This window comes from Alkalicoccobacillus murimartini (assembly GCF_030813245.1).
Taxonomy (GTDB): Bacteria; Bacillota; Bacilli; order Bacillales; family Bacillaceae_D; genus Alkalicoccobacillus; species Alkalicoccobacillus murimartini.
Map to the genome: position 1 here is coordinate 235,025 of NZ_JAUSUA010000001.1, position 12,551 is coordinate 247,575.

General features: G+C 38.3%; 9 protein-coding genes. All 9 read left to right on the forward strand.

Annotation, left to right across the window (positions count from 1 at the left end; translation table 11 throughout):
- Positions 1–270 precede the first annotated feature (270 nt).
- Positions 271–1,884, forward strand: a complete 1,614-nt coding sequence (locus J2S05_RS01280; protein WP_306979168.1) for a glycoside hydrolase family 43 protein — start codon at positions 271–273, stop codon at positions 1,882–1,884.
- A gap of 21 nt (positions 1,885–1,905) precedes the next feature.
- Positions 1,906–2,862, forward strand: coding sequence for an ABC transporter permease (locus J2S05_RS01285; protein ID WP_306979170.1), 957 nt, complete (start codon positions 1,906–1,908; stop codon positions 2,860–2,862).
- Between the two features lie 12 nt (positions 2,863–2,874).
- Positions 2,875–3,747, forward strand: a complete 873-nt coding sequence (locus J2S05_RS01290; RefSeq protein WP_306979172.1) for a carbohydrate ABC transporter permease — start codon at positions 2,875–2,877, stop codon at positions 3,745–3,747.
- A gap of 19 nt (positions 3,748–3,766) precedes the next feature.
- A complete protein-coding gene (locus J2S05_RS01295; protein WP_306979174.1) occupies positions 3,767–5,380 on the forward strand; it encodes an ABC transporter substrate-binding protein in 1,614 nt (537 codons plus the stop codon).
- Positions 5,381–5,442: 62 nt separating this feature from the next.
- Positions 5,443–6,135, forward strand: a complete 693-nt coding sequence (locus J2S05_RS01300) for a YesL family protein (protein WP_306979176.1) — start codon at positions 5,443–5,445, stop codon at positions 6,133–6,135.
- A gap of 5 nt (positions 6,136–6,140) precedes the next feature.
- The gene (locus J2S05_RS01305; RefSeq protein ID WP_306979178.1) at positions 6,141–8,168 is read left to right on the forward strand and encodes a beta-galactosidase; all 2,028 of its coding nucleotides are present in this window, start codon (positions 6,141–6,143) and stop codon (positions 8,166–8,168) included.
- Complete coding sequence (locus J2S05_RS01310) at positions 8,168–10,168, forward strand: alpha-glucuronidase family glycosyl hydrolase (protein WP_306979180.1); 2,001 nt, start codon at positions 8,168–8,170, stop codon at positions 10,166–10,168. The genes J2S05_RS01305 and J2S05_RS01310 overlap by 1 nt, the downstream gene beginning before the upstream one ends.
- Before the next feature lie 239 nt (positions 10,169–10,407).
- Positions 10,408–11,805: an L-cystine transporter gene (locus J2S05_RS01315; protein ID WP_306981039.1), complete on the forward strand. Its 1,398-nt coding sequence runs from the start codon at positions 10,408–10,410 to the stop codon at positions 11,803–11,805.
- Positions 11,806–11,969: 164 nt separating this feature from the next.
- Positions 11,970–12,491 carry a ribonuclease H-like YkuK family protein gene (locus J2S05_RS01320; RefSeq protein WP_306979182.1) on the forward strand — a complete coding sequence of 174 codons (522 nt, stop codon included), beginning with the start codon at positions 11,970–11,972 and terminating at the stop codon, positions 12,489–12,491.
- Positions 12,492–12,551 lie beyond the last annotated feature (60 nt).

Below are 12,551 nucleotides of genomic sequence, written 5' to 3' on the forward strand. Positions count from 1 at the left end.
TCAACATTCTAAGTTCCCCCGTAAAAGTAGTTAGATAAAGCCTCCTTAGTGATTATGTCATGAATGAGAGCGTATATCAATGAATGAAAAGGCAAAAAAGTTCAATTTTTGTCGAACGGAAATCCTTGATTAAGTTTTGTTTACTATTATACTAAGAACCAAAGACTTAGTTCGACCGATAAACAAACTTAATTAGGGATATTTTTAATTTACTGGTATTTTAACACTAAAAATGTAAGCGCTATCTTTTGTGCTGATAAGGAGGAAACTATGATACAAAACCCAGTTCTTAAAGGATTTAATCCGGATCCAAGCATTTGCAGAGTTGATGATGATTATTACATGGCAGTTTCAACGTTTGAGTGGTTTCCAGGTGTTCAAATTCATCATTCGAAGGACTTAAAAAATTGGAGACTTATAAGTAGACCGCTTAATCGTACTAGTCAACTTAACATGATAGGCAACCCCGATTCTGGTGGTGTTTGGGCTCCGTGTCTAAGTTATGCTGATGGCCAATTTTGGTTGATTTTTTCAGATGTGAAGGTAGTTGAAGGGAACACATGGAAAGATGGCCATAACTATTTGGTTACGTCAAAAGAAATTGATGGTCAATGGAGTGAACCTACTTACCTGAATAGTTCTGGATTTGATCCGTCCTTATACCATGATCATGATGGGAAGAAATATCTACTGAATATGATTTGGGATCAGCGCACGTATAATCATCGTTTTTATGGAATTGCATTACAAGAGTATGATGTGGCAAAGAATAGGTTGATTGGTGAAGCGGAAGTGATATTCAAAGGAACGGAATTAGGGTTAACCGAGGCACCACACCTTTATTTCATTCAAGGAACCTACTATTTGTTAACAGCAGAAGGTGGGACAAAATACGAACACGCAGCTACCATTGCTCGTTCAAAAACTATTAAGGGACCTTATGAAGTACATCCTGAAAATCCAATTTTATCGAGTTGGTCAAATCCAAGTAATCCTTTGCAGAAGTCAGGTCATGCATCAATCGTAGAAACGAAGGATGGTGAATGGTATCTAGCTCATTTGATGGCAAGACCACTTAAACGAAGAGGTAAAAAACTACTTGAGGAGAGAGGTTACTGCCCATTAGGAAGAGAGACATCTATCCAAAAACTAGAGTGGAAGTCTGGTTGGCCGTATGTAATAAATGGACCAGAACCATCCGAATTAGTTGAAGCTCCTGACTTACCAGAAGTAAAATGGGACCAGGATTTCAATACAATCGATCATTTCAACACAGATGAATTAAATCACCACTTTCAAACCTTGCGTATTCCATTTAATTCAGAAATCGGAAGTGTAACACAACGAGACAGTCATCTTAGGCTATACGGCAGAGAATCGTTACACTCAAAACACATTCAATCTCTTGTAGCACGCAGGTGGCAAAGCTTATCATTTAATGCTGAAACAAGGATAGAATTTCACCCTACTACTTTTCAACAGGCTGCTGGACTAATCTGTTATTATGACACACAAAATTGGGTATCTGCTCAGATTACTTGGTCTGAGAATAAAGGTAAAATCATTGATCTTGTCCAGTGTGCCCATTTTAACGTGACACACCCCATTGCATTTTCTGAGGTTATTGTCCCAGATGGGATATCATATGTTCATTTAAAAGTAGCCGTTCGTGATGAGGCATTTATTTTCTCTTATTCTTTTGATGGAGAAAGCTATAAGGAATTCCCTGTTCAGTTTGAAAGCTATAAGTTATCAGATGATTACATTTCCGAGGGTGGTTTTTTTACGGGAGCCTTTGTTGGAATGCACTGCTTAGATACTTCTGGAGCTAGAACCTATGCAGATTTTGATTCATTCTCGTATGAAGAAATCAACAAGGTATAGAGCGAAGAGGGAGGCACGTTAATGGAAAAAGTAATCGTAAATCCTGCTGATAAACAATCCAAGATTATCTTTTATAAACCATCAAAATGGAAGCGCATACAAAAAGACTGGCAGTTATATTCTCTTTTAATCCTGCCAGTTATCTATTTCATCATTTTTAAATATGGTCCCATGTTCGGAAATATTATTGCATTTAGGCGATTCATACCTGGTGGAAAGTTATACGGGGAGGAATGGGTTGGGCTCCGTTATATTATGATGTTCATTAATGATCCAACCTTTTGGAATGTGTTCAAGAATACGCTTGTTCTAGGTACGTTAAGCCTTGTGATTTGTTTTCCACTACCCATTATCTTTGCCTTATTATTAAATGAATTAACAAGCAAAAAGTTTAAGAAATTCGTACAAACAGTATCCTATTTACCTCACTTTCTATCAATTGTTATTATTGCTGGGATGGTTCTTCAGTTAACATCTGTAAACGGTACGATTAATACATTGGTTGAGTTCTTTACAGGCGAACGAATTAACTTTATGCAGGAAGCCGGATGGTTTCGGACGGTCTACATAAGCTCTGAAATCTGGCAGACTCTAGGATGGGGAGCTATTCTCTATTTAGCCGCTTTAACGAGTATTGATCACGGACTATATGAGGCAGCTAGAATTGATGGGGCCAATCGATGGAAACAAACGATACACATAACGATTCCAGGAATATTGCCAACCATTGTTACGCTACTAATTCTGAATATTGGTACTTTTCTGGCGGTGGGATTTGAAAAAGTTCTATTACTCTATAATCCATTAACCTATCAAACAGCTGATGTCATTTCCACCTATTTATACCGAGTAGGGCTAGAATCAAGTAATTTTAGTTATGCAACAGCTATTGGTCTATTTGAATCAATTATTGGATTAACCTTAATTCTCTCAGCAAATTTCATTTCCAGAAAGCTTACAGAACAAAGTCTTTGGTGAGGAGGGCTCCTATTGAAGGAATCAAGGCAGTATAAAGTATTTAAGGTATTTAATATTATCTTTTTGTTGGTCATTATGTTTCTTACCTTTTACCCATTTTTAAATGTTGTCGCTCAATCATTTAGTAGTGAGTCCTATATTAATGCCGGAGAAGTCAGTTTGATTCCAAAAGGATTTAATGTTGAAACATATAAAACAGTGATGAATGATTCGATGTTTTGGAACAGTTATAAAAATACAGTTGTTTACACCGTGGTGGCTACAGCTATATCCATGTTCATGACAACAATCTTTGCCTATGCATTAGCAAAAAAGCGTTTGATGGGAAGGAGTTTCTTCACAGCATTTGCCGTATTCACGATGTTTTTTAACGGAGGGTTGATTCCTAACTATGTGCTAATTCAATCACTTGGTTTTGGAAATACCATTTGGGCTATCGTTGTTCCTGGTGCCATTAGTGTATTTAACCTGCTAATCATGAAAGCATTTTTTCAGAACATGCCTGAAGAATTGGAGGAAGCTGCAGCTATTGATGGACTTGGAACGTACCGCATTTTATTAAAGGTTGTTCTGCCGCTTTCTAAAGCAGTTCTTGCCACAATGACTTTGTTTTATGCAGTTGGTAATTGGAACTCATGGTTTAGTGCGTTCCTTTATCTAGATAAGCAAGAGATGTTTCCCGTGACTATTTATTTACGCAATTTGATTACTGATGCTACAGGTGGCCTATCGTCAGGAGCGACAAGTGCTGATAACTTAACTCAAATTGCATCAAATATTAAGTCAGTGACGATGGTACTAACGGTGTTACCCATTATCATGGTGTATCCATACATTCAAAAGTACTTTGTTTCAGGCATTATGCTGGGGTCGGTAAAACAATAAATTTCTAGGGGGATTAGGTATGAACAGAAAAAAAGCGATCGTAAGTATGTTGGTGGGGTCCGCTGTTCTGATGACGGCTTGTTCTGGTGATACAGGAACAGAAGCAGAAGTAACTTCTGTTGGTGCAATGGAGAATTATGGGGTAGGAGACACATTCCAAGCGACAGAACCTATTACGTTTTCTCTGTTGTATAGCGAACATCCTAACTATCCATTTAAACGAGATTGGCTGTTTTTTGAAGAACTTGAAAAACGCACGAATATCACATTTGATGAAACCATTGTGCCAATGAGTGATTATGAGCAGAAGCGAAGTCTATTAGTTAGTTCGGGTGATGCCCCCCTTATCCTACCTAAAACATATCCTGGCCAAGAATCAGCCTTTGTGTCTTCTGGTGCTATCCTACCAGTGAGCGAGTATGTGGATCTGATGCCAAACTTCCTAGACAAAGTCGAGAAGTGGGGGCTAGAAGATGAATTGGATGGGTTACGTCAAGAAGACGGAAAGTATTATTTGTTACCAGGGCTCCACGAAGAGCTAAGACCTGATTATACATTAGCTGTTAGAACAGATATTTTTGAAGAAAACAATTTATCTATACCTGAGACATGGGATGAGCTACTTGAGTCACTAAAAGTATTAAAAGATGCCTACCCAGATATTACGCCATTCTCCGATCGCTATAGCTTTAATAGTACATTAAATGTTGCAGCCACGCCGTTTGGAACAATTGGAGGATGGGGATTCTCCTCTGGTTTAACATTTGATTCGGATCGTGATCAATTTGAATATAGCCCAGCAACGGATGAGTACAAAGAAATGCTAACGTACTTTAATGAAATGGTAGAGGAAGGCCTTATTGACCGAGAAAGTTTTACTCAAGATGATGAACAAGCAATTCAAAAGTTTGTAACAGGCAATTCGTTTGTCATCAATGCAAACTCACAGGATATTGTGACGTACCGTAATAGTTTAGATGATCGTTTGGGGGAGGATGAATATTCGATTTCAAAAATTCCTGTACCAGCAGGACCAGCCGGAAATGTGCAAGGTGGCGGGAGATTTGAAAATGGGATTATGATTTCTTCTAAGGCTTTAGAGAGTGAGAACTTTGAGGCGATGATGCAGTTTATAGATTGGTTATGGTACAGCGATGAAGGACTAGAATTTGCGAAGTGGGGCGTAGAAGACGTTACGTATACCAAAGCAGAGGATGGTACACGTACCCTTACAGAGAACATTAATTATATCGGGATGAATCCTGAAGGCACTGAAGCACTTAATGTTGACTACGGCTTCGCTAATGGTGTCTTCGCATATGGAGGTGCAACGGAGCTCACTCGTTCTATGATGAGCGAAGAAGAAATTGAGTTTCAAGAGGAAATGTCTAATAAAGATTCAATAGATCCGAACCCTCCTGTTCCATACTCTGATGATGTGAGAGAACGAGCGACGTTACTAAGTACTCCATTAAAAGATTTTGTAGATCAATCAACATTACAGTTCATTCTTGGAACTAGAGACTTAAGCGAATTTGATCAATATGTAGAAGAGTTAAAAGGAAGAGGCATGGATGAGTATGTAGATCTATCAAATGAAGCCTATGAGAATTATAAAGAAGCAGTTAAATAACATCTAAACAAAGAAGCTGTCTGTGCCTCAGGCAGCTTCTACCAAAGAAAGGTTGTGAGACGATGAACACACCACGAGAACAGGAATTTGGAGCTGGGTTCTTGTTTCAGTTTACAAATCGAGTCTATTGGTTACTCATCCTTAACTTTTGCTTCGTACTTGCAAATGGTCTATTCCTATTTTTTGTGATGTCTCTTCAACCAGATTTGTCTAATGTAATCTTTTATTATCTTGCCTTAATCCCAAGTGGCCCAGCTATTGCAGCACTCTTATATGCAACGCTAAAACTCATTCAAGAGAACGAAGAATCACCATTCCGAGACTTCATTCATGCGTACAAGGTTAATTTTAAAGACACGTTAAAATTTTGGATTCCAATCGTAACTTTTCTGTGTATTAGCATTGTGAATATAAACTACCTATCAAATCAATCGACGGTATTAAGTGAAATAATGACTATGGCGCTGTTTATGGTCATCCTTTTCTTGAGTGTACTGACAATTCAAATGTTTATCATTAACGCTAAGCTAACATTTAAAACAAAAGATTTGTTTCGGGTAGCCATTTATAGCAGTTTTAAAAATATAAAAATTACAGCAGGTAATGCGGCCATCATGTTTTTATTTTGGGTCTTGTTAAGCAGCACATCAGACTTCTTATTACTTTTTCTTGGAAGTGTTTTGGCTTATCTCATTATGTTAAATAGTCGGGCATTATTAAGATCAATTGAAGATCAATTTTGTCATAAGGAGTGATCGTTTTGGAGAAGATTTTGTTTGGTGGAGACTACAATCCAGAACAGTGGCCTAAAGAAATATGGGAAGAGGATCAGCAATTATTTGAAGAAGCAAAGATCGATACGGTTTCTATAGGGATCTTTGCGTGGGCATTGATTCAGAAGGATGAAGAGACCTATGATTTTTCGAAAATGGATGAGATGATGGAATATTTGTATCACACTAATAAGAAGATCATTCTCGCAACAGGGACTGCGGCCCATCCAGCCTGGATGGCCAACCGCTATCCAGATGTAACAAGAGTAGATTTTGAAGGTAGGAAAAGAAAATTTGGACAGCGACATAACTCTTCTCCAAATAGTCCTACGTACAAAAAATACTCTGCATTAATGGCAAGAAAAATGGCAGAGCGATACAAGGATTATGACAATATTATAGCTTGGCATATTAACAACGAATATGGTGGCGCATGTTATTCAGATGAATCTGCAATCGCGTTCCGAAGGTGGTTAAAAGAAAAATATCAATCGTTAGAAAAACTGAACGAAGCGTGGAACACGACTTTTTGGTCTCATACTTTTTATGATTGGGATGAGATCGTACCCCCAAATAATTTAAGTGAACACCTTGGTTCTGAGAATGTGACGGCATTTCAAGGAATTACATTAGATTATATGAGATTTAACTCTGATAGCATGTTAGATAACTTTATCCAAGAAAAAAAAGAAATCAAACGCTATACGCCTAATATCCCTGTTACGACAAACTTTATGGGGATGTATCGACCTTTGGATTATTTCAAATGGGCACCACATCTCGATTTTATCTCATGGGATAATTACCCGCCTGATTTGCAATCCCAGGCAAGGATGGCTTTGACTCATGATTTGATGAGAGGTCTTAAAAAAGGGAAACCATTCTGGTTAATGGAACAAACACCTAGTACAACTGCGTGTAGAGGTTTTAATCCGATTAAAAGGCCAGGCTTAAATCGACTATGGAGTTACCAAGCATTGGCGCACGGCTCTGATTCAGTTTTGTATTTTCAAATGAGAAAATCAAAAGGAGCTTGTGAAAAATATCATGGAGCCATTCTAAATCAGTCAGCTCGAAATGACACAAGAGTATTTAGAGAGTGTAAACAAATCGGGGAAGAACTTGTTACTTTAGGAGATGCATTTGTTCAAGCAGAGACCAAATCAAAGGTAGCATTTGTGTTTGATTGGGATAGCTGGTGGTCTGTTGAAATTTCAGATGGTCCATCCCGTCATGTCGGCTATCAAAAGACAATGATCAAATATTATAAGGCCATGTATGAACTAAATGTCGACATCGATGTCATTGGAGTGGATGATGACCTCACAGGATATGAGGTAGTGATTGCTCCATTGCTTCATATGATTAAAGACAATTATGATGAAAAGATTAAAGCGTTTGTGGATCAGGGTGGAACATTTATTACGACGTATTTGAGCGGGATTGTAGATGAACATGATAATTCCGTTTTAACCGATTATCCGGGGCCATTAAAGGAGTTATTAGGTATTTGGGTTGAAGAGACAGACTCGTTAGATCCAAAAGATTTCAACCAAATACATCTAAAGAATCAAGCAGAAGGCTATCAATCCTCTTATACATGTAACCTCATATTCGATATTATTCACGCTGAGTCTGCTGAAGTTTTTGCTGAATATGGTTCTGACTTTTATAAAAATACGCCAGTTGTGACAAGGAATACGTATGGGAAGGGAAACGCCTGGTATCTGGCTAGCGAGCCGGAATTTCAATTTTTAAAAGATCTATTTAATGATGTATGTGCGAATCATTCCATTCAATCCGCGCTTAATGCTCCATCAGATGTAGAGGTCGTCTCCAGGCATAAAGAGGGATTCACGTACACATTTGTATTAAATCACAACGCTAGTACTACACAAGTAGAGCTTCCGTTTACATGTGAAGATCTATTGAAAAACCGTCAGTATAGTGAAAAGACATCACTTACTATAGACGCTCATGATGCCGTCATTTTGAGATACAGAGGTGACCTTTGATGAATGCTTCTACATTCACGACCTGCTGGCTACCTAATGATAAACAAGTTCCTACAATAAGCAGTCTTCACATTACTCTTTGCTCTCAAGCTAAGGTGTTAGAAAGAGTCTGTTTAACCTATCTAAACAGACTCTACAACAAGATTGAAATAAGTCGAACAATGACGAGTCAATCAGAGATCATCATCGGAACGTTTAATGAAACAAATCAAGAGTGCCAAATTGAAATGGAATTAGATGGTTTTATCATTCGAAATGAGCAACGTAAGACATATGTTTTGTCTCTTTCTGAACAAGGATTGCTTTATGGTACGTTTCATCTAATTGAGCAACTTCAGCTTGGGTCCAAAAGAGAAGATATAAGCGTAGTGCAGAACCCATCGACGCATATTCGAATGTTAAATCATTGGGATAACATGGATGGAACCATTGAAAGAGGCTATGCAGGCCGCTCAATCTTTTTTGATCAAGACGAATTATCCTATGATGCAAAACGAATTCAACAGTATGCAGATTTACTTGCTTCAGTGGGTATAAACAAAATAAGTATTAATAATGTGAATGTTCATCGAGTAGAAACAAAGCTTATTACTGAAAGTAAACTACGTGAATTAAAGGAACTAGCAGATATTTTCAGTGAAAACTATATCACCTTATACCTGAGTATTAACTATGCTAGTCCAATTGAGCTGGGTGAATTACAAACAGCTGATCCATTAGATGATGAGGTAAAAACATGGTGGAAGCAGCAAACAAAACGAATCTATCAAACAATTCCTGGTTTTGGTGGGTTTATTGTGAAAGCAGATTCGGAACATCGACCTGGACCTTTCACCTATGGAAGAACACATGCAGATGGAGCGAACATGCTTGCAAAAGCACTAGCTCCTTTTGGCGGAAACGTATTTTGGCGCTGCTTTGTGTATGATTGTCTGCAGGATTGGCGAGATCGCACAACGGATCGTGCTAGAGCGGCGTTTGATCATTTTCAAAAGCTTGATGGGGAGTTTGACGACAATGTCATTCTACAAATTAAAAATGGTCCGATGGATTTTCAGGTGAGAGAACCCGTTTCTCCTTTAATAGGGGCCTTAAAGGCAACTAACTATGTGATAGAGTTTCAAGTGACTCAAGAATATACAGGTCAACAAATTGATCTCTGTTATCTAATGCCACAATGGAGTGAGGTCTTAGCCTTTGATACGCAAATAAAAGGTGAAGGTACAACGGTTTCTGATATTCTATCAGGGAACGTGTATCCTTCTATACAAACGGGGATAACTGCGGTTGTGAATGTAGGGAATGATTCAAATTGGACGGGTCATGAATTTGCCCAAGCGAATCTGTATGGGTATGGAAGACTTGCCTGGAATCCAAGACTCACTGCTCGTACTATTGCGAACGACTGGGTAAATAGTACGTATCCATCCGTAAACGAAGAAGTAAAGCAAATGATCGAGAAGATGTTGATGGAATCGTGGGTAGTATATGAAAACTATACGGCTCCTCTTGGTGTAGGGTGGATGGTGAAAACAGGTCATCATTATGGTCCTGATGTGAATGGATATGAGTATAGTCCATGGGGTACGTATCATTTTTCTGATCGGGACGGTATAGGAGTTGATCGTACTAAAAGTGGGAGCAACTATGTGAACCAATATACTGAGCCTGTTGCAGAAGTATATGAAGATATGACTACATGTCCTGATGAGCTTTTGCTTTTCTTCCACCATGTTCCGTATACTCACAAACTACACTCAGGGAAAACGGTCATCCAACATATTTATGATTCGCATTTTGAAGGAGTGAAACAAGTCGAACGCCTGATTTTGGCGTGGCAACAATCAAAAGACGAGCTCCCAGATGACTTATATGAACATATAAGTCATAAACTAAATGCTCAACTTGAGAATGCAAAGGAATGGCGAGACAAAGTTAATACGTATTATTATCGAGTGTCAGGAATCCACGATCAACACGACCGAAAGATTTATAGGTAGGATTAAATAAAATTTAGAAGATGATCACATCAAACTTCTTGTACATCTTCAGTAAAACCGAACCATGATGCTCGTTAAACAGCATCATGGTTTTAGTGGATGCCATTTATTTGACTAAAACAAACTAAAACTCATAAACTAGGCAAGTATGTAAAAAAGTTTTATTCCTACTTGACAGATATGATTAAGAGGGACTAAACTAACTAAGCCTATCGAAATTATTTAAGGAGTGGAGATCACTGGATATTTTATTTGTTATTATTATTTTAGCCGTTTTACTTGCCTTTGTAGGGCTGCTTTTCTTTATGCAAAAAAAGCATATATCTTTCTCAAAACGAGTATTTACGGGGCTTGGACTAGGGATTGTGTTTGGTTTGGCTCTTCAATTTTTATTTGAGCCTGACTCGTTTGTAATTGAAACCTCAGCAGACTGGATGAGTATTATTAGTTCTGGTTATGTTCGTTTCTTGCAGATGATTGTTATGCCACTAGTATTCATTTCTATTCTTTCTGCTTTTACTCGTTTGAAATTCACTAATAATCTAGGGAAAATTAGTGCGTTAATTCTTGCCACTCTAGTTGTTACCACAGCTGTTGCGGCAGGTATTGGAATCGCAGCAACAACTATTTTTGATCTGAATGCCGAACAAATTACGCAAGGTGAAGCCGAGACAGCGCGAGGCTCTTCACTTGAAGAAACGTCTGCTGGTATTGAAGCAGATACGTTGCCTCAACAGATTGTACAATTAATCCCATCAAATCCGTTTCTAGATTTAACGGGACAACGAGCGACATCAACTATTGCGGTTGTTATATTCGCTGCTTTTCTTGGCTTAGCTTTTCTTGGTATTAAGAGAAAGCAACCAGAACAGGCAGAGCATTTTGCTAAAATTACAGATACCATTTATAGCATTGTTATGCGTGTTGTAACGTTAATCCTACGTTTGACTCCATATGGTGTTCTCGCTATTATGACTCGAACGGTTGCAACAAGTGACCTCAATGCCATTGTGAGTCTCGGTGAGTTTGTAGCTGCTTCCTATGTCGCTCTTATTGCTATGTTTGTGATTCACTTGGTGATCTTATCGATCATTGGACTTAGCCCGATTACGTATGTAAAAAAAGCTTTTCCAGTGCTTGCTTTTGCCTTTACATCAAGAACAAGTGCAGGTGCCTTACCAATGAATATCCAAACGCAAAAGCAAATGGGTGTTCCTGATGGTATTGCAAACTTTGCAGGTTCATTTGGTCTTTCAATTGGACAAAATGGGTGTGCAGGAATTTATCCAGCGATGCTTGCTGTGATGATTGCACCAACAGTTGGAATCAATCCGTTAGAACCTGGTTTCCTACTCTTCTTAATTTTTGTAGTTGCCATTAGTTCATTTGGTGTAGCTGGAGTAGGGGGAGGAGCAACATTTGCTGCGATCCTTGTTTTATCTGCACTTGATTTGCCAATTGCTCTTGCAGGGGTACTAATCTCTGTAGAACCACTTATTGATATGGGACGGACAGCTTTAAATGTAAGTGGAAGTATGATCTCTGGATTGTTTACTAGTAAGGTGACTAAACAATTGGATCAAGACGTATATCAAGATCCTTCAAAGCGTTTAGATACACAAGAACTAGAAGCATAATAGGTGATGTCCATAAGCTCAGCACATTGAATCATGTGCTGAGCTTTTTTCTGTTATTGTTCTATTTTTATTAAATAGATAAGGGACTTTCTTGTTTAGCATCATCATCTGTTGCTTTTGCATATACTGTTATATGAAGAAATAGCTGAAGGAGCGAATGGTGGATGACCCTAAGACAATTCTATAATCTCCAACAAAAAGATATGACGTTTGAGCAGGTATTTCTTCAGATCAAAGCGTTTATGGAACAGCAGCCGATTGGTCATTATAAATTAATGCTTGGAACAGATTCGCAAGTTCATCCACGACAAACAAGGTTTATAACTGGCGTTGTAATCCAGCGTCTTGGTCAAGGGGTATGGGCCTGTGCGACAAAAACGATCGTCCAACGAAAAATGAATCATCTACACGAACGAATCTCCTTTGAAACCTCATTAACAGAAGAAATCGCAACCCTTTTCACAGAAAATCATAAAAATGAATTAATCCACATCATTCTTCCTCATATATACGATGGTGCTACATTTTCCATTGAAGGTCATATTGATATTGGTGCCGGTCAAAAAAATCGTACAAGAGAATTTGTTCGCGAGATGACAGGACGAATTGAATCCTCTGGACTTGAGCCAAAAATTAAGCCCGACTCCTTTGTAGCAAGCAGCTATGCCAATCGATACACTAAATAAAACAATCATTTTTAGTGCAGGTCACTGGACAGTAGATGCTTACTCACGTAGACTAACGTT

Excerpts from the sequence above, each read along its gene's own strand:
- J2S05_RS01280 (WP_306979168.1), top strand. The coding sequence starts at position 271 with ATGATACAAAACCCAGTTCTTAAAGGATTTAATCCGGATCCAAGCATT.
- J2S05_RS01285 (WP_306979170.1), top strand. The coding sequence starts at position 1,906 with ATGGAAAAAGTAATCGTAAATCCTGCTGATAAACAATCCAAGATTATC.
- J2S05_RS01295 (WP_306979174.1), top strand. The coding sequence starts at position 3,767 with ATGAACAGAAAAAAAGCGATCGTAAGTATGTTGGTGGGGTCCGCTGTT.
- J2S05_RS01320 (WP_306979182.1), top strand. The coding sequence starts at position 11,970 with ATGACCCTAAGACAATTCTATAATCTCCAACAAAAAGATATGACGTTT.
- J2S05_RS01300 (WP_306979176.1), top strand. The coding sequence starts at position 5,443 with ATGAACACACCACGAGAACAGGAATTTGGAGCTGGGTTCTTGTTTCAG.
- J2S05_RS01310 (WP_306979180.1), top strand. The coding sequence starts at position 8,168 with ATGAATGCTTCTACATTCACGACCTGCTGGCTACCTAATGATAAACAA.